Here is a 17942-nt window from a genome sequence, read left to right on the forward strand (position 1 = left end):
TTTCTGCTCGATGACGAGCGGCCTGGGGGAACCGGGCCTGTTGGCCCGGCTCGTTGGCGTTTGGGTGGCGTCTCGCCACGCTTCGATGGATCTCCGTCCGCGACGGAGCCTACGATTACTTCGGGGCGTTCTTGGTCAGCCACTCACGCATCTCGGCGATCTCGCGCTCCTGATCCTTGATGATCTGAGCGGCCATAGCCTTCGTCGTCTCGTCCTTGGCATGGGCCAAGGCGACCTTGGCCATGTCGATCGCGCCCTGATGGTGAGGGATCATCTTTGCGCGGAAGTCGACGTCCGGATTGCCGGTGTAGGGCACCGCCATGTCGTGCATCATCTTCATGTCGGCGGCCTTGAAGTCCTTGGTCGAGGCCGCGTCGCCGGCTGCCGGCATCATCGTCTTCATCATGGCCTGCATGGACTCCATGTCCATCATGCCCATGCCCATCTTGCCCATGGGCGTGGCGCCGGCCGCGGGAGCTGCGCCATGTCCCTGATGGGACGATTGCGCCAGGGCGGGCCCAGCGAGGGCCAGGAGGATCAGCGTGGTGGGGATCGAGCGTTTCATCGGTTCGGTTCCTTCTTCGGGGTCAGTCGTGGGTGAAGCGCGCCTGCAGCGCGTGGCCATCGGCGAGCGTGGCGGACACGACGACGCGTGCGCCCTTGCCGAGGGATTGGGCGAGGCTGCCGATGAGCTTGTTGGGTTCGACGGGCGACAGGGCGACGGTCGCGGTCTTGCCGGCATCCTGGACGATGGCGCGGGCCGACTTCGTTCCCGCGGAGGCGAGCGGCTTGTCGGCGGCGTCGGTGAGGTAGAGGACGAACTCGGTCCCCTTCGCCACCATCTCGACGTGGTGGCCCGCGACGTCGACCACGGGCCCGCCGTTGGGACCCTTCGAGACCTCATGGGCCCCGGCGGTCGACGCGAAGCCGACGATGGCCAGGACGGCGATCGATTTGAGCATGTTGGTTCTCCTTGTTCTCTCAGTAGGTTTCGGCAGGCGTCAGTTGCCCGCCTTCCGAGGCGCGGCCAGCCGCGATGCGTTCCAGCGGCTTGCGGCCGAAGGCGAGGAAGAGGAGCGGCGTCAGCACCGTGTCGATGATCGTCGCCGATATCAGGCCCCCGAAGATCGTGACGGCGACCGGATGCAGGATTTCCCGGCCAGGCTGGTCGGCGCCGTAGAGCAGCGGGACCAGTGCCAACCCTGCCGAGAGCGCGGTCATCAGCACCGGCGTCAGGCGTTCCAGGCTGCCGCGGATGACGAGGTCCCGCCCGAAGCTCTCGCCTTCGTGGAGCGCCAGGTTGATGTAGTGCGAGACCTTGAGGATGCCGTTGCGGGCCGAGATGCCGGCGAGCGTGATGAAGCCAACCATCGAGGCGACCGAGAGCGGCTGCCCGGCGAGGTGCAGAGCGACGACGCTGCCGATCAGCGCGAGCGGGATGTTGCCCATGATGATCAGCGCCAGCACCGCCGACTGGTAGCGGGTGAACAGCACCACAAAGATCAGCGCGAGCGATACGAGGCTCAGTAGCCCGATCCGCAGCGTCGCCTCCTCCTGCGCTTGGAAGGTGCCCTCCATGCGGGTGACATAGCCCTGAGGCAGCGGGGTCTGCGCGACGACCCCGCGGATGTCGGCGATGATCGCCGTCATGTCGCGCTGGCCGTCGCCGTTGCCGTAGACCGCGATGCGGCGCTGGCCGTTCTCACGCTGGATCTGGTTGGGGCCATCCGTCTCGGAGACCGAGGCGATCATGCGCAACGGCACGTGGCCGGACGGCGTCGCGATCAGGAGGTCCTCCAGTCCGGTCGTGGATCGATCCTGGTCGGACAGGCGCAGCACCACGTCGTAGCGGCGGTTGCCCTCGACGATCTGCGACACCGTGCGGCCGTTGGAGAGCGTCTCCAGCGCCTGGGTGACGCTGGCCGGCGTCAGGCCGTAGAGCGCCGCCTTCTCATGGTCGACGTCGATGCGCAGCTGAGGGATGCGGACCTGCCGCTCGACCTGGAGATCGACCAGGCCCGGCACGGCGGCAAGGCGCTCGCGCAGGGTCTCGGCCAGGCTGCGGATCGTGTCGAGATCCTCGCCATAGATTTTCAGCGCGATCTGCGCCCGCACGCCCGAGAGCATGTGGTCGAGCCGGTGGCCGATGGGCTGGCCGATGTTGACCGAGACCGGCAGGACGCTCAGCGCCGCCCGAATGTCGGCGTAGATCGCCTCCTTGGGCCGTTCGGAGCGATGCAGGTCGATGTCGACCTCCGAGGAATGGACGCCCTCGGCGTGCTCGTCGAGTTCGGCGCGCCCGGTCCGGCGCCCGATCGACTTCACCTCCGGCACCTTGAGCGCGAGCCGTTCGGCGATCAGCCCGAGGCGATGGCTCTCGGCCAGCGAGATGCCGGGGTTGTACTGCAGAGAGACCACCAGCGTGCCCTCGTTGAAGGGCGGCAGGAAGGTCCGCGGCAGCAGCGTCGCGCCATAGACGGCCAGGGCCACGCCGATGCCTACCATCGACAGGATCAGGCCCCGGGCCCCGAAGGCCCAGCGCAGCAGCGCGGCGTTGCCGCTCTTGAGATGGCGCACGACGAAGGAGTCGCGCTCGTGCCCGCCGGCTGTCCCCGAGAGCAGGTAGTAGGCCATGACCGGCGTCAGCGTGATCGAGACGACCAGCGACGCCAGGATCGAGACGATGTAGGCGACCCCGAGCGGCGCGAAGAGCCGCCCCTCGATGCCCGACAGGGCAAAGAGCGGGATGAAGACCAGGATGATGATGGCCGTTGCGTAGACGATGCCCGACCGCACCTCCTGCGAGGCGGCCGCGATGACCGCCAGCACCGGCTTGGGCATGGCGCTTTCCCGGTTCTGCTTCAGGCGCCGCAGGATGTTCTCCACGTCCACGACCGCGTCGTCGACCAGTTCGCCGATTGCGATCGCCAGACCGCCGAGCGTCATCGTGTTGATCGTCAGGCCGAACAGCTTGAAGACCAGGACCGTCGTCAGGATCGAGACCGGGATCGCGGTCAGGGAGATCAGGGTCGCCCGGACGTTCATCAGGAAGAGCAGCAGGATGACGGCGACCACGCCCGCCGCCTCCAGCAGCACGCGCTCGACATTGGCGATCGAGGTCTCGATGAAGGTGGCCTGCCGGAACTGGACGTTGGTCGCCGAGATGCCGGCGGGCAGCGTCTTCTGGATCTCGGCCAGCGCCGCCTCCACCTGCCTCGTCAGCGAGACGGTGTCGGCGTCGGGCTGCTTCTGGATGCCGATGATCACCGCCGGCTTGCCCTGGTATCCGGCGTCGCCGCGCTTGACCCGCGCGGCGAACTCGACGGCCGCGACCTGGTGCAGCAGAACCGGCTGGCCCTGACGCTGAACGACGACCGTGTTGCGCAGATCCTCCAGCCGGCGTGTCAGCCCGACGTTGCGGATGAGGTACTCCCGGCCCTGCTGGTCGACGAACCCGCCGCCGGTGTTGGTGCCGAAACGCGTGACCGCCGCCTCGACCTGCTCGTGAGTGACGTCCAGCGCCTGCAGAGCCGCGACGTCCGGGGTGATCCGGTACTGCCGGACCTCCCCGCCGATCGGGATGACCTGCGAGACACCGGCGATGTTGAGGAGCTGCGGCCGTATGGTGAAGTCCGCGATCTCGCGCACCTCCATCGGCGAGGCCTTCTCGGCCGTCACCGCCACCAGCATGATCTCGCCCATGATGGAGGAGACTGGGCCCATTTGCGGAGCGACGCCGCGCGGCAACTGCTCGCGAACAAGGGACAGGCGCTCGGCGACGAGCTGGCGCGAGCGGTAGATGTCGGTGCCCCAGTCGAACTCGACATAGGTGATCGAGAGACCGACGCCCGACACTGACCGCACGCGCAACACGCCCGGCATGCCGTTCATCGCCGTCTCCAGCGGGTAGGTGACGAGCTGCTCGACCTCCTGTGGCGCGAGCCCCTCGGCTTCCGTCATCAGGGTGACGGTCGGCCGGTTCAGGTCGGGGAAAACGTCCACGGGCACGCGCGGCAGCACGTAGGAGCCGTAGGCGACGAGGACGAGCGCGGCGGCGATGACGAAGAGCCGGTTGCGCAGGCTGGCCGAGACGAGGAGGTTGAACATCGCGGATTGCCTCAGCGGATCTGGTTGAGGTGTTCGGCGCCGCGGACCACGATCCGGTCTCCCGTCGCGATACCGGCCCGGATCACGACCCGCGTCGCGTCGAACGGCTCGGTGCGGACCGGCTTGGCCTCGAAACGCTCGGGGTCGGTGTGGCGCCAGACCAGCGCCTCGCCGTTGCCGCCTCGCACGACCGCGTCGCGCTGGACGATGATGCCGGCGACGCTGGCTCCGTTCTGGGCCGTCACCCGGACGGGCTGCCCGATCGCCAGCGTGGCCGGCGCGTCCTCGATCGAGAACTGCACCACCGTCGCCTGCTGCTGCAGCGCCCGCCCGAAGCCGCGGAAGGAGAGCGCGAGGGGCTTGCCGCCCGGCAACGTGGCCGAGGCGCCGCCGAGTTGGGACAGGTCGACGTCGCCATACGACAGCGCCTCGACCCACAGCCCGCCGGGATCGAGAACCTGGAACAGGACGTCCTGCGATCCGACGACCTGCCCGGCCACGACCCGGACGGCCGAGACGACGCCGCCCAGCGGCGCGCGCAGCACCTCGGGTTCGACCCGGATGCGACCGACGATCTCGCGCCGCCGCATCAGGCCGGCGAGTTCGATCTCGAAATCGACGACCTGGCTCTGGGGGGCGATGGCCCGCTCGGCCAGGCCGCGCGAGCGCTTGAGCTTCTCCTCGACCATCGCGATCTGTTGCTCGATCTCGCCGACGCGCTCGGCGATGGTGGTGCGGTCGGCCTGCGGCACCGCCTGCTCGACGGTCGCCAGGATATCGCCGCGCCGGACGCGTTGCCCGAGCCACGGCAGCCCGCCGTCGGGCGCGACGATCCGGCCGCCGGTGATGCTCTGGACCTGGCCGGAGCGATTGGGATCGGCGATCACGCGCCCGACCAGGGCGACGGTCCTGCCGGCCTCCTCGGGCTTGGCGACCTGCGTGCGAACGCCAAGGAGCCGCTGGGTCGACTTCGGCGCGAAGACCGCCCCGTCCGCGAGTCGGCGGGGCGTGTCGCCCGCCGGAAGTGCGACCTTCGCGGCCTCGCCATGATCATGGCCTTCATGGGCCGTCGCGATCGCCGTTCCCGCGATCAGCAGCAGCACGACCAGCCCGATCGCCGGTATGACCGGACGGGCGCTGCGCAGGCCGACCCCAAGCAGGAGCCCGAACGCCAGGGCCGCGCCGGTGGCCAGGTGAAGCACCGGCACCTGCTTGCCAACGATGGTGACGCTCGCGGCCCGCTCGGTCGGCGCCGACGCGGCTGGCACGGCTGAAGCCGCCGGCCGGTCCAGCGTTCCGATCAGGAGATCGTCGCCACCGGGGTGGGTGATCGCGACGACGAGCTCCAGCGGGCCCGCGCCCGCAAGCTGATCGGACGCCAGGACGTAGGTGCCATCCGGCGTCGGCGTCGCCACGACCTCGGCGCCCGCTCCGATCGTCACCGCGATGCGCGCGTCGAGAACCGGTTCGTTTCCGGCATAGCGGTCGAGGAACAGCGTCAGCCGGCCCGCGCGCAAGACCCCGACTAGCTCATAGGCGTCGGAGTGAAGTGCCAGGCGGGGCGTCCCGGCAGCCGACACCGCAGCGGCGGGGGCGCCATGGTCGTGGCCCTCATGGGCAGCGGCGGGAATCGACAGGAGAGAGGCGAGCGCCAACGGCGCGATAAGGCAGCGAGCGACGCTGCGGCATAGGGATAACATGAGGAGGAACCCACTGACATCGGCACGGCATTCCCGGCGGCGCGGCGGGATGCCGGCCGTCGATCAGGCGATGTCGAGGGTTCGTGGCGGCTTGGCGTGGAGGCCCGGGGATCTCGCGAGCGAGAGCGCCTCCGGCTGCGGGGCGAGCCGGATGCCGTGCGGGGTTCGCAGGGGCAAAGGCGCCAGACCGCGTTCGACGAGGGCAACCGTGCACATCGTTCCGCAACAGGCCCGGCCCGTGCTGCCGTCGCGTTGACGGTCATCCGGCGCGGTCCAGGCATGAGCCTGCTTAAACCCGCACACTTCGGCCGGCTCGACCATGGGTACGTCGACCGAGGCCCGCTGGGGATTGAGCGGGGACGTGACGGCGATGGCCTTCGATGTCTGGCTGTGCCCGGAGTGTGCGGCGGCGGGCATGGCCCAGGCAAGCGCAAGTAGGACGACGAGAACGGCCGCCTTCAGTCCGCTTGCAAGCGCGTCGACCAACCTCACGTCATTCCCACCGAAGCTTAATGTCCAGAGGACAGATGGGCCTTCCCCCATGGGAAGGTCAAGGGTGACGTTGAGATGCTTTTGAAGGGAGGAGAGCTTTGGAAGGAAATCGATTGAGACGATGTCCGCGCTATGGCAACGGAGGCTGAATCAGGGTCGACCAAGCGATGACTGACCTATCCGAGCCTCCGAGCCTACCGATCGCGCGAGGCCGCCTGGAGCGGCTGCGCCGAACGGGCCGTGTCCGGTATCTGCGCTTCCGGCGCAGTTTCCCGCGCTTGATCCGCACCGACGAGGTCTGGCTGGTCCTGCTCGCCGGTGTCGTGGGAATCGGTGCCGGCCTGATCGTGGCCACGATGATCGCGATCTCGCGGATCCTGCATCTCCTGCTGTTTGCGACCTATAGCGGCGATGTCAGCGGCGCGGCCTATGTCGACCCGCTCCGCATCGTGGCAGTGCCGGTGATTGGCGGCGCCATCATCGGCCTGCTCGGCGTCGTGCTGTCGCGCAGGCGCCGGACGGCGATCGTCGATCCGGTCGAGGCCAACGCCCTCCATGGCGGTCGGCTGTCCATCAAGGACAGCCTCATCCTGATCGTGCAGACGCTGATCTCGAACGGCTTCGGCGCCTCTGTGGGCCTCGAAGCGGGCTACACGCAAGGCGGCGCAGCCTTCGCGTCTGGCCTGGCTCGCGCCTTGCGGATCCGCCGGGCGGACATGCGGACGCTGGTCGGATGCGGTGCAGCCGGTGCGATCGCGGCGGCCTTCAACGCGCCGCTCACGGGCGCCTTCTACGCCTTCGAGCTGATCATCGCCTCCTACACGATCAGCGCGCTCGCGCCCGTGATCGTCGCCTCGATCTGCGCCGTCGCCGTCGCCCGTGTACTGACGACGCCGCTGTCGTTCGAGATCGGGTTCGCCGGCTCGCTGAGTGCGAGCAACTACGTGCTCGTGATCGTCATCGGCATTGCCGCCGCGGGGCTGGGCATCCTGATCATGCGCGGCGTCGCCTTCACCGAGACGTTGTTTCGCGCCAGCCGGATCCCGACCTGGCTTCGGCCGGCGATCGGTGGCGCCCTCGTCGGCATCATGGGTCTGATCACGCCGACGGTCCTGTCGTCGGGACACTCGGCGCTCCATGTCGGGCTCGATGCGACATTCCCGCCGCTTATCCTGCTGATGATGATCGTCCTGAAGTCGCTGGCCTCGGCGGTTTCGATCGGATCGGGATTCCGCGGCGGCCTGTTCTTCGCGTCGCTGTTCCTCGGGGCTATGCTCGGCAAGCTGGTGGCATGGGTCTGGGTGGTCAGCTTCGGACTGCAGACACCGCCGCTCATCATCGCGGTCATCGGCATGAGCGCGCTGGCGACCGCCGTTCTTGGAGGGCCCCTGACCATGTCGTTCCTCGCGCTTGAGACGACGGGCAGCCTGCCCTTGACCATCGCGGTGCTGACGGCCTCCGTCGTCTCGTCGATCACGGTGCGGCGGCTCTTCGGCTATTCCTTCACTACCTGGCGCTTCCACCTTCGCGGCGAGGCGATCCGCAGTGCCGCCGACATCGGCTGGATCCGGGAGCTCAGCGTGGGCCGGATGATGCGCCGCGAAGTCCGCACCGCGCCAAGCAACCTGACGCTCGCCGAATTCAGGCGGAAGTTTCCGCTCGGCAGCAATCAGCGAGTGGTCCTGGTCGATGAGACCGGCCGCTATGCGGGCATCGTTCTGGTCGCTCACGCTCACGGCCCCGAGATCGACGTCGAGACCGTTGCGGACTTGGCTTTGAACCCCAAGGATGTCCTGTTACCGCAGATGAACATCAAGCAGGCTGCGAGCCTCTTCGAAACCTCTAGGAGCGAGGAACTCGCCGTCGTTGACGATCGCGACAAGCTCAGGGTTCTAGGCATTTTGACCGAGCAGTACGCACTCCGGTGCTATAATGCGGAACTCGATAGCCGTAGTCGAGATTCAGCGGAAGTTTAGCATTCGGATCGGCGGCATGGACTCCTGACACACCGTGCTGACGCTTCAGGCGATCCCAGCGATCTATGGGTTGGTCAGCCCAGACGCCGCGCGGCCGCGACGATGACGGCCAGCGCATCGACGGTGCCGTCGGCCTCGCCCTTCTCGAAATCGCCTTCCTGGCCCATCTGGTTGGTGACATGGGCGAAGCAGACGACGCGATTGCCGCAGGCCTGTGCGAAGGCATAGAGCGCAGCCGCCTCCATCTCGACGGCGAGCAGGCCGCGTGCGGTCATCGCTGCGATGGAGCGCTCGGTCTCGCGGAAGGGAGCGTCGGTCGTCCACGTCGCGCCGCGTAGCACCGGCTCGCGAAGCCCGTCGAAGGCGCCCTCGAGAGCCGCTATGACGCCCGCGTTGGCCTGGGCGAAGTCCGAGGGCGGCAGGTAGTGGTAGCTCGTGCCCTCGTCGCGCAGGGCCTGTTCGATCAGGATGAAGTAGGGCGGCGGCCGCACCGGCTGCAGTTGCCCTGACGAGGTCATGCTGATGAGGAGCCTGCAGCCGGCGGCGAAGAGCTGCTCCGCCACCAGCACGGCATAGGAGGCGCCGACGACGCAGCCCACGATTCCGAATTCGACGTCGCCTTCGACGAAGCGATCGAGCTCGCTGTGATAGCAGGCCCAGTCTCGGTCAGCCGTCGCGCGTCCGTCCTGGCGAAGCCGCCGGACGAGATCGCCGTCGGGGTCGAGCACGCAGATCGCCGGCACGTCGCGCATGGCCAGACCTTTCTGGCGACGCGCTTCGCGCAGCAGGTTTCCCGGCTGGAAGGCGGATTCTTCGGCGTAGTGCTTGTTGGCCAGAATGGGCGAAGACCTGTCGCGGTTTTCGTTCATGGTTCCGCTGCCGCCGACGTCGGGGTCTTCCTGAACAGGCACCAGATGAAGTTCTGATGGTTCCCGGCTGGCGTCATATGGGTCTGCCGCTGCTGCTCGATCAGGTGATAGGCCGGTCCAAGCTCCGCCTGAAGCATGTCCGCCGAATAGCGCCTGACGGGGAGCCCGCTGCATCGCTCAGGGCCGCTGAGCGCGAAGGGCGCGAGGATGACGAAGCCACTGGCCCTGACGCCTTGGTCGAGCGCGCTCCGATAGGCCAGCCGGTCGGCCTCATCGACGAGGAAGTGGAACACGGCCCGGTCATGCCAGATCGAGAAGGCGTCCTGCGGAGGCTGCCAGACTGTGACGTCCTGCGCGATCCACGTCACACGCCCGGCGCGCGCGCCGAGGCGCTGCTGCGCAACGGCTAGGCCGGCTAGGGCGATGTCGAGCACGGTCATGGCGGAATGGCCGGCATCCAGCAATCGATCGATCAGCATCGAGGCGCCGCCGCCGATGTCGACGATGGGGTCGCCCGTGCCCAGACCGGTCTGCGCGATCATATCGAGCGACGGCGTCGGATCGTCCTGAAACCAGCTGACCGTGTCGGCCGGCTTGGTCGTGTAGACGTCGTCCCAGTGGCTGCGTCGTGGGCTGGTCATCGCCGGCTCCTTGTCTTGCGGAGACCATAAGGCGGCCAGCCGGGCAAATCGATCCGGCTGACCGTTTCGCAACCTGCCGTCAGCTCATGCGCTTGATCTCGGCATAGGCGCCCTTGGTCCGTAGGATGATGGTGACGGGCTTCGTGCCCCGGTTGCGCCAGAACCAGCCGTGGCCGCCATCGAACTCAGCGGTAAGCACGCCCGTATCGCCTGCCACCGCGCGTCCTGTCTTGTAGCTCTTCTCCTTGGCGCCGGGGCCGGGCGTGCCGTGCATGTCGTAGTTCACGACGCCGTCCTTGACGCTCCAGTCGAACGTGACCTGCGCGCCCTTGACCATGGTCAGCTTGTATTCGACGCCCTTGGTCGGCTCCAGCGTGATCACCGTCTCGTCAGTCTTCTCAGCTTGGGCGAGAACGACCCGTTCGCCGGCCTGTGCAGGCGAGACGAGGAGCCCGGCCAGCGTGGTCAGCAGGCTTGAACGCTGGTCCGGCGAAGGCGTCGCTGGGGCCGGCTGAGCCGGCGTGGTCGAACCGTCCTTCAGGCGGTCTGCCTCGGCTTCCGCAGCGAGCTGGGTCTTGATCTCGCCCATCTCCGTCAGCTTCAGCATGCGGCCGATTCCGGTCGGGTCGATGGCGTATTCGGCCGGCAGGACGATCGTCACAAGAATGCCGGCGGCCGCGACGATGGCAATGGCCGTGGAGCGCAGGAGCTGCGCCGAGGTCGGCAGTTCGGCGCGCGTGGGTATGTCGGAGTTATACATGGTGTGGGTGCCTTTCAGGTTGCGGAGACGAAAAAGCCGGTGAGTTGGTAGCCGATCAGCACGAACCCGGCGGTCATCATGACGGTGTTGGCGGTGTAGGCGTGGCGAAGGAAGCTGGGCGTGCGCCGCCAGAAGCCCATCGCGATCAGGATCGCGGTCAAGGCCAGGATCTGACCGATCTCGACACCGACATTGAACGCCAGGAGGTTGGGCACGAGGCCGTCCGGCGCGACGTTGTAGTCGAGGATCTTGGTCGAGAGGCCGAAGCCATGGAACAGGCCGAAAATCAGCGTCGCAGCCTTGGTGTTGGGCTGAACGCCGAACCAGCGCTGGTAGGCGCCCATGTTGTCGAGCGCCTTGTAGACCACCGAGAGCCCGATGATGGCGTCGATGATGTAGGCGTTCACGCCGATGTTGAAATACACCCCCAGTAGCATCGTAGTGGAGTGCCCGAGCGCGAACAGGCTGACATAGATGGCGACGTGCTTCATCCGGTAGAGGAAGAAGACCACCCCGAAGAGGAAGAGCAGGTGGTCGTAGCCCGTCATCATGTGCTTGGCGCCAAGATAGACGAAGGGCATCAGGTTGATGCCGCTGATCTCCTGGATGTAGCCCTTGTCGCCTTCGGCGACGCCGTGGGCGATGGCGGGCGCTAAGCTTGCCAGGAGCAGGATAAGAGGCAGCGATGCGTGCGAGGCAGCAAGACGCAGCCCGCACCGCCCTCCGATGGAAGGTCGTTGCATGAAAGTTCCAATGGTTCGTCGGTGATGGATGGCCGCCGAGACGGCCGCACTCATGCTGCGGCGACGGTTCTCGGGGGGCGCTCCAGCCCGTTAGGATGGCCGGGATCGGCCATGAACGGGTCGTGAGTCAGGCTGGTGCGCGCGAAGCCCGGCATTACGAGCGCGAGGACGCTGAGCGTGTCGGCGGTTTCATGCAGGTGATCGGCCGCGTTATGGCCGTGGACATGGCCCGGTATCTGCTCTGACGGCTCGCCCTCGTCATGCGAGTGCCCGTGCTCGGCGATCGTCGCGGCGAGCTCGGCATGGCGGACGGCTTCGGCCTGCGCGGTTGCGAAGGCATTGTGGCCCGCCGCCATGTGAACCGACGTAAGCAGCACGCCGAGCGCCATCGCGAAGGCGATGACGAAGCTGAACCCGGCTCTGAGGCTGCGTTGCGACATGGGGAGGTGGTAGAGCCTTCATTCTTGGCGAGAGTTGGACCAAGCCCCCGGGATCGACGAATCGCCAAGCTTCATTGACGTATCCTACCCGGGGGGATACGGAAAGTCATGTCAGAGCCTCACATTCACGAAACTCACCCTGCCATCGTCAAGCGGTTGAAGCGGGCCGACGGTCATCTGCGCAAGGTCATCGAGATGATCGAGGCCGGGCGCCCCTGCCTCGACATCGCCCAGCAGCTGCAGGCGGTCGAGAGCGCGATCGGGCAGGCCAAGAAGACGCTGATCCAGGACCATCTCGACCACTGCCTCGACGAGGTCGCAGGCCCGCTGCCGCGCGAGCAGCGTGAGGTCGTCGACGCCTTCAAGGCCATCGCGAGATACCTTTAGGACTAAGCCAATGCTGGCCATCCTCGGCAACCGGACCTATCGCCATCTCTTCCTCGCGCAGGTCATCGCCCTGATCGGCACGGGCCTCGCCACCGTCGCGCTCGGCTTATTAGCCTATGATCTCGCAGGCCCCGAAGCCGGCATCGTGCTGGGCACGGCGCTCGCGATCAAGATGATTGCCTATGTCGGCGTCGCGCCGATCGCAGCAGCCCTCGCCGACCGCCTGCCGCGCCGGGCCATGCTGGTCGGGCTCGATCTGGTTCGCGCGGCTGTCGCGTTGCTGCTGCCCTTCGTCACGGAGATATGGCAGGTCTATCTGCTGATCTTCGTGTTGCAGTCGGCATCGGCCGCCTTCACGCCGACCTTCCAGGCGACGATCCCCGACATCCTGCCCGATGAGAAGGACTACACCCAGGCGCTCTCGCTCTCGCGGCTGGCCTATGACCTGGAGAGCCTGCTGAGCCCGGCGCTGGCGGCGCTGCTCCTGACAGTCATCAGCTTCCACAACCTCTTTGCCGGCACGGTCATCGGCTTCATCGCCTCCGCCGCGCTGGTCGTGTCGGTGACTCTGCCGAGCCAAAAGCCCGGCGAGCCGCGCGGCATCTACGACCGCACCACGCGGGGCTTGCGGATCTACTTGGCGACGCCGCGCCTGCGCGGCCTGCTGGCGCTTAGCCTGGCCGTCTCGGCCGCGGGATCCATGGTGATCGTCAACACGGTCGTTCTGGTTCAGGCGACCTATGGCATGACGCAGCAGGCGACGGCGCTGGCGCTGGCGCTGTTCGGTGCGGGCTCGATGACGGCGGCCTTCGCGCTACCGCGCCTGCTCGACCGGCTTGACGACCGCAGACTGATGCTCGCGGCCGGTGCTGCCTTGCCGGCGCTTCTTCTGCTCGGCACACTCGTTCCGGGCTATACCGCCCTGCTGCCGCTCTGGTTTGCGCTCGGCTTCGCTTACAGCCTGACGCAGACGCCATCGGGGCGCCTGCTGCGCCGCTCGGCCCATGCGGAAGACCGGCCCGCTCTTTTTGCCGCCCAGTTCGCGCTGTCGCATGCCTGCTGGCTGGTCACTTACCCGGCCGCCGGCTGGCTCGGCGCGACGCTCGGCTTGCCCGCGACTTTCGCGGTGATGGCAGCCATAGGCGTGCTGGCGCTCGTTCTGGCGCTCCGCTTCTGGCCGGCGGGCGATCCCGACGAGATCGAGCATGAGCATCTCGCTCTGGCGCCCGATCACCCGCATCTGGCTGGAGCTGGCCGACGGCATCGCCATGCTTTCGTGATCGACCGGGAGCACTCGGCCTGGCCCAACCCCGGCCGCGCGGGCTAGCCGATGGGCTTGCACGACGAGATCGATCCGGTCATCCCGGCGCCTTGTCGCTGGAGAGACGCTGTCCGGAGCTCGCAAGTTCTGCAGCATCAAGATTGTGCGCGACACCATCTGCTACGTAGATGGCTAAACAGCATGCCCGACGAGTGCGCCGATCCCCCAGGTCGCAGCCATGGCGAAGGCACCCCAGAACGTGACGCGGATCGTCGGCTTGGCCACGTCAGCGCCGCCGATGCGGGCGCCGAGCGCACCAAGCAAGGCCAGGCAGACCAGCGAGCCGCCCGAGACCGCCCAGCTGATCGAGCCGACGGGAGCCATGACGGCGATCGCCAGGGGGATGGCAGCGCCACCCGCAAAGGTTGCGGCCGAGGTCAGGGCCGCCTGGACGGGCCGCGCGATGGTGTGACCGGCGAGTCCCAGCTCGTCGCGCGCATGCGCCGCGAAGGCGTCCTTCGCCGTCATCTGCTCGGCGACTTGCCGGGCCAGCCCCGGCTCAACTCCGCGCGCGACATAGATCTGCGTCAGCTCGGCCAACTCCGCCTCAGGCTGCTCTGCGAGCTCGCGGCGCTCGCGGGCCATGTCCGCCTGTTCAGTGTCCGACTGCGAGCTGACGGAAACGTACTCTCCCGCCGCCATCGACATGGCGCCCGCGACAAGACCGGCAATGCCCGCGACTAGGACCTCGTCGGCACTTTTCGCCGCTGCTGCGACGCCGACGACGAGGCTCGCCGTCGAGATGATGCCGTCATTGGCGCCGAGAACGGCAGCTCTGAGCCAACCGATCCGTTCGACGAGGTGATTTTCGCGATGAAGCGGATGCATGGCGTTGGTCTTTCGGGGTTGTCTTGAGCATCACGCGCGCAGGTTGGAGCGTCTGGCTGTCACGAAGGGTAACATCCGCGCGAGGGTCGCGTCCCGGAGGACAAGGTGATGCCCAATCGCCGCCAGCGCATGCACGCCGGCCAGGATCATGAAAGCATGAGCGGCAACGCCATGCGCATCCTCGAGGATCTTCGCTAGATGGGCATCAAGCGAAACGGGCGAAGGGATGACGATCAAGGAAAACACGCCGACCACGCGGCCCTTCGTCCAAGCGGCAAAGAGGCCGATTATGGGTATCGCGAACATCGCGCTGTAAAGCCCAAGGTGGACTAGTTTCGCAGCGACGGAAGCAATTGGCGTCGTCGGGATTGCTGTCGGGGCAGGCGTTATCATGTGCCATCCGACGCGCACGACCGTCAAGGCGATCACCAGCAGACCAAGGGACATGTGAAGCGTGAGCAGCCAGGCGCGAAAATCGCCTTTGGGAAGCTCTTCGCGCACGAGGCCGATCCCATAGGCTGCGAACACCGCAAGGGCGACGATCCAGTGCAGGCTCATGGCGATGGGATCGTAACGCGTCGTTTGCATGACACCGGACCTTTCAGAAAGCAGGGGTGTTGAAGGGTTCAATCGTCGTCGCCGTCGCGCGCGACACGTTCCAGCGTGGCGGGATCGAATTTCGCCTTGACGCGTCGCCCTTCGGCGTCGGTCGCGCGGACCTTGTAGCAGCCGTCGTCGGTCTTGATCCGGCGGATGGTCCAGCCTTCGGCGCGCAGCTTTTCAACCAGTGCCTCGCGGGGCTTCCATTCCGCCATTGGAGCCGAACAGCGCTGGCTGGCGACAGCGGGAGCGGCGATGCCGATCAGAACCGTCAAGGCCACGATGGACAGGATGGGCTTCATGGGATGTCTCCTCCCCGAAGGACGCGATAATCCCTTCGATCACGCCAAGCTGACGCTCACCTGAACAGCCGGGCCAATTCCGTTCAGCCCGCTGTCAGCTTCGTGCCATAAGCGGGAGATCCGTCCCGGAGGCTGCCCCCGACATGCGTGTGCTACTCGTCGAGGATGACCCGATCTTGGGATCTGCCGTGCGCGACCAGGTCGCCGCGGACGGGCATGGCGTCGACTGGGCGAAGCGGCTGGCGGACGCTGGCGAGTTTGTCAGGCTGGCGCATTACGACCTGATCCTGCTCGATTTGATGCTGCCCGATGGCCGCGGCCTTGATTTTCTGCGCGGCCGCCGACAGGCCGGCGACACGACCGCCGTGATCATCCTGACGGCGCGCGACCAGGTCTCCGACCGGATCGCCGGACTCAACGCCGGTGCCGACGACTATCTGGTCAAGCCCTTCGATCTGGCGGAACTGTCGGCGCGACTGAGCGCGGTCGCGCGCCGCTATGGCGGCAACCCCAACCCGCTGCTGCAGATAGGGAAGCTGACGCTGGATCTGGCGGCGCGCAGCATCGTCCGCGACGGCCGCTCGATCTCCCTGACCGCGCGCGAATGGGCCCTGTTCGACGCCTTCATCCAGCGCCCGACCATGCTGCTCTCCAAGGCGCAGCTCGAAGAGCGGCTCTACACCTTCGATAGCGAGGTCGAGAGCAACACGATCGAGGTCTATGTCGGTCGCTTGCGCAAGAAGCTCGGCGCGGAGGTGATCGAGACCGTGCGCGGAATGGGGTACCGGCTGGGCGCCGCCACCCTGGCCGGAACGGGAAAGAGCCCGCCGTGATGCGCATCGCCTGGCCGCCCAAGGGCAGCCTGCAGCGTCGGCTCGCGCTGGCGCTGACGGGCGGGGTCATGGCGCTGTGGCTCCTGGCGACGGTGGCCGCAGGCCTGCTTCTTCGCCATGAGATCGACGAGGTCTTCGACAGCGCCTTGCAGGAGGTGGTGCAGCGGGTCTTGCCGTTGGCCTATACGGAGATACTGGCTCGCGAGGCGGATGCTGGGCCCGATCCGCAACAGGTCGCATCGGTCGGCGCGCATCGCGAGTACATCACGTACATCGTACGCGACGCGGAGGGCCGTAGCCTGCTCCAGTCCCATGACGCGAACCTCTCGCAGTTTCCTCCAAACCCGGCGCATGGCTTCAGCGATGGGCCGAGCTCGCGGCTCTACACAGAGGTGGCCGTAAGCGGCACGCTCATCGTCACCGCCGCCGAGCGCCCCGGCCATCGCCAGAAGGCCGTGCGCGACGCCATCAAGGTCCTCGCCTGGCCGCTGATCCTGCTGCTGCCGCTCGGCATCGCTGGGACCTGGGTTCTGGTCGCCGTCACCTTGCGTCCGGTCGTCGCCTTCCGCCACGAGATCGAGGCGCGCAGCAGCGGTCATCTCGCACCGGTGTCCGTCACCCATCTCCCGTCGGAGATCGCGCCGGTGGCGGAGGCGGTTAACGCCCTGATGGCACGGGTGCGCCGGGCGCTGGACGCCGAGCGCAGCTTCACCGCCAACAGCGCTCATGAACTGCGCACGCCGGTGGCGGCCGCCCTGGCACAGACGCAGCGTCTTAGGGCCGAGCTGCCAGAGGGGCCTGCCCTTGCCCGGACGGTAGAGATCGAAAGCGCGCTCAAGCGGCTGGCGCGCCTGTCGGAAAAGCTGCTCCAGCTCGCCCGGGCCGAGGGCGCCAGCCTGATCGGTGAGGCGCCGCAAGACCTCGTGCCGGCGCTGCGCCTCGTCCTCGACGACCTGTCGATCGAAGGCGCGGTCGAGGTCGCGCTGCCGGAGGCGGGCCGCTTCGTCTCGACGCTGGATATGGACGCCTTCGCAATCCTGGCGCGCAACCTGATCGAGAACGCAGTCAAGCATGGCGATGCCAGCCAGCCGGTACGCGTGGCGCTGACGGATGACGGGCGTTTCAGCGTCGTAAGCCCCGGGCCGGTTCTGGAGCCGGAGCTCATCGCGTCCATGACGCAGCGCTTCGTGCGCGGCGCGACCACGGCCGATGGGGTCGGGCTGGGTCTCTCGATCGTCATGGCGATCATGCGAGGGGTCGGCGGCGAGATTGCCTTCGCCTCGCCCGCCTCGGGACAGGAAGACGGTCTGGAGGTCACGGTGGAACTTCCTGCTGCCAAGCTGACGGCCGGCTGAACGTCTTTCGCCGCCGTCTTCAGGTCGCTGTCAGCTTGGCGGCGCATCTCTCCTCGCATCGCTTCCGCAACCGGGAGAGCTGCCATGAGGAGAACTGCATGAGACATCTCGCACGCGCCCTGGCGCTCGCCCTTCCGCTCGGCTTGGCCGGCGTCCTCGCGCAGAACGCCGTCGCCGAGGCGCGGCCCATCCGCATCACCACGACATTGAAGCCCTACGGCGGTGACGGCGCCTATCTGGCGCTCTACATCACCGACCCGCAGGGCAAGCTCGCCAAGACGGTCAGGATCGCCGGCAGCAAGGCCAAGTATCACAAGCATCTCAGCGCCTGGAACCGGCTGTCGGGCGGCGAAATCGACGGCACGACCGGCGCAAGCGTCGGTAGCGGACAATCGCTCACGGTCAGTGTGGAGATCGCCGATGCGCTCATCGACGCCGGCTACCAGATCCGCGTCGACAGCGCCGTTGAAAACGAAAACGACGTCCCCGGCGATGCTGTTTCGCCGCTGGCGACGGCGGGCGCGGGCAAGCCCGTCGCCGGCCGTGGCTATGTGAAGTCCCTGACCTTCGACATGTGATCGGGAGGGG

At 67.2% G+C, this 17942-nt stretch carries 19 protein-coding genes; 6 read left to right on the forward strand and 13 right to left on the reverse strand.

Translation table 11 applies throughout. The annotated features are described in order from the left end of the window. Positions 1–115: 115 nt before the first annotated feature. The 5 genes from copM to C8D03_RS04485 form a co-directional block, all read right to left on the reverse strand. Complete coding sequence (gene copM / locus C8D03_RS04465) at positions 116–565, reverse strand: CopM family metallochaperone (protein WP_108045182.1); 450 nt, start codon at positions 563–565, stop codon at positions 116–118. Positions 566–587: 22 nt separating this feature from the next. After that, positions 588–962, reverse strand: a complete 375-nt coding sequence (locus C8D03_RS04470; RefSeq protein ID WP_108045183.1) for a hypothetical protein — start codon at positions 960–962, stop codon at positions 588–590. A gap of 19 nt (positions 963–981) precedes the next feature. Further along, on the reverse strand, positions 982–4107 hold the full coding sequence (locus tag C8D03_RS04475) for an efflux RND transporter permease subunit (protein WP_108045184.1): 3126 nt from the start codon (positions 4105–4107) through the stop codon (positions 982–984). Between the two features lie 11 nt (positions 4108–4118). Beyond that, positions 4119–5807: an efflux RND transporter periplasmic adaptor subunit gene (locus C8D03_RS04480; protein WP_108045185.1), complete on the reverse strand. Its 1689-nt coding sequence runs from the start codon at positions 5805–5807 to the stop codon at positions 4119–4121. 63 nt (positions 5808–5870) lie between these two features. After that, positions 5871–6293, reverse strand: coding sequence for a hypothetical protein (locus C8D03_RS04485; protein WP_146170079.1), 423 nt, complete (start codon positions 6291–6293; stop codon positions 5871–5873). A gap of 173 nt (positions 6294–6466) precedes the next feature. On the opposite strand from C8D03_RS04485, the gene C8D03_RS04490 reads away from it, so the two are divergent. Further along, positions 6467–8275: a chloride channel protein gene (locus C8D03_RS04490; RefSeq protein WP_108045187.1), complete on the forward strand. Its 1809-nt coding sequence runs from the start codon at positions 6467–6469 to the stop codon at positions 8273–8275. Positions 8276–8349: 74 nt separating this feature from the next. On the opposite strand, the gene C8D03_RS04495 is transcribed toward C8D03_RS04490, so the two are convergent. The 5 genes from C8D03_RS04495 to C8D03_RS04515 all read right to left on the reverse strand — a co-directional run bounded on the left by C8D03_RS04495 (position 8350) and on the right by C8D03_RS04515 (position 11728). Further along, complete coding sequence (locus C8D03_RS04495) at positions 8350–9144, reverse strand: nucleoside phosphorylase (RefSeq protein ID WP_108045188.1); 795 nt, start codon at positions 9142–9144, stop codon at positions 8350–8352. Continuing rightward, positions 9141–9785 carry a class I SAM-dependent methyltransferase gene (locus C8D03_RS04500; RefSeq protein WP_108045189.1) on the reverse strand — a complete coding sequence of 215 codons (645 nt, stop codon included), beginning with the start codon at positions 9783–9785 and terminating at the stop codon, positions 9141–9143. Before C8D03_RS04500 ends, C8D03_RS04495 begins: the two co-directional genes overlap by 4 nt. Before the next feature lie 79 nt (positions 9786–9864). Continuing rightward, positions 9865–10545, reverse strand: coding sequence for a transmembrane anchor protein (locus tag C8D03_RS04505; protein WP_108045190.1), 681 nt, complete (start codon positions 10543–10545; stop codon positions 9865–9867). A 14-nt stretch (positions 10546–10559) separates the two neighbouring features. Next, positions 10560–11288: a HupE/UreJ family protein gene (locus tag C8D03_RS04510; RefSeq protein WP_108045191.1), complete on the reverse strand. Its 729-nt coding sequence runs from the start codon at positions 11286–11288 to the stop codon at positions 10560–10562. A gap of 50 nt (positions 11289–11338) precedes the next feature. Continuing rightward, a complete protein-coding gene (locus C8D03_RS04515; RefSeq protein ID WP_108045192.1) occupies positions 11339–11728 on the reverse strand; it encodes a hypothetical protein in 390 nt (129 codons plus the stop codon). Positions 11729–11836: 108 nt separating this feature from the next. Between C8D03_RS04515 and C8D03_RS04520 the strand changes: the two genes are divergently transcribed. Then, positions 11837–12115 carry a metal-sensing transcriptional repressor gene (locus tag C8D03_RS04520; RefSeq protein ID WP_108045193.1) on the forward strand — a complete coding sequence of 93 codons (279 nt, stop codon included), beginning with the start codon at positions 11837–11839 and terminating at the stop codon, positions 12113–12115. A gap of 10 nt (positions 12116–12125) precedes the next feature. Continuing rightward, positions 12126–13442 carry an MFS transporter gene (locus tag C8D03_RS04525; protein ID WP_108045194.1) on the forward strand — a complete coding sequence of 439 codons (1317 nt, stop codon included), beginning with the start codon at positions 12126–12128 and terminating at the stop codon, positions 13440–13442. Between the two features lie 126 nt (positions 13443–13568). On the opposite strand, the gene C8D03_RS04530 is transcribed toward C8D03_RS04525, so the two are convergent. From C8D03_RS04530 to C8D03_RS04540, 3 genes are read right to left on the reverse strand one after another with little or no spacing between them, the layout of a single operon-like run. Further along, positions 13569–14264 carry a VIT1/CCC1 transporter family protein gene (locus tag C8D03_RS04530; RefSeq protein WP_108045195.1) on the reverse strand — a complete coding sequence of 232 codons (696 nt, stop codon included), beginning with the start codon at positions 14262–14264 and terminating at the stop codon, positions 13569–13571. Positions 14265–14294: 30 nt separating this feature from the next. Then, positions 14295–14852, reverse strand: a complete 558-nt coding sequence (locus C8D03_RS04535; protein WP_108045196.1) for a cytochrome b — start codon at positions 14850–14852, stop codon at positions 14295–14297. A 38-nt stretch (positions 14853–14890) separates the two neighbouring features. Beyond that, positions 14891–15166: a PepSY domain-containing protein gene (locus C8D03_RS04540; RefSeq protein WP_108045197.1), complete on the reverse strand. Its 276-nt coding sequence runs from the start codon at positions 15164–15166 to the stop codon at positions 14891–14893. Between the two features lie 143 nt (positions 15167–15309). On the opposite strand from C8D03_RS04540, the gene C8D03_RS04545 reads away from it, so the two are divergent. The 3 genes from C8D03_RS04545 to C8D03_RS04555 all read left to right on the forward strand — a co-directional run bounded on the left by C8D03_RS04545 (position 15310) and on the right by C8D03_RS04555 (position 17932). Next, positions 15310–15999: a response regulator gene (locus C8D03_RS04545; protein WP_108045198.1), complete on the forward strand. Its 690-nt coding sequence runs from the start codon at positions 15310–15312 to the stop codon at positions 15997–15999. Beyond that, positions 15999–17354: an ATP-binding protein gene (locus C8D03_RS04550; RefSeq protein WP_108045199.1), complete on the forward strand. Its 1356-nt coding sequence runs from the start codon at positions 15999–16001 to the stop codon at positions 17352–17354. Before C8D03_RS04545 ends, C8D03_RS04550 begins: the two co-directional genes overlap by 1 nt. Positions 17355–17452: 98 nt before the next feature. After that, positions 17453–17932, forward strand: a complete 480-nt coding sequence (locus C8D03_RS04555; protein ID WP_108051205.1) for a DUF2271 domain-containing protein — start codon at positions 17453–17455, stop codon at positions 17930–17932. Positions 17933–17942: the final 10 nt, after the last annotated feature.

Origin of the sequence: Bosea sp. 124 (genome assembly GCF_003046175.1) — a bacterium.
GTDB lineage: Bacteria > Pseudomonadota > Alphaproteobacteria > Rhizobiales > Beijerinckiaceae > Allobosea.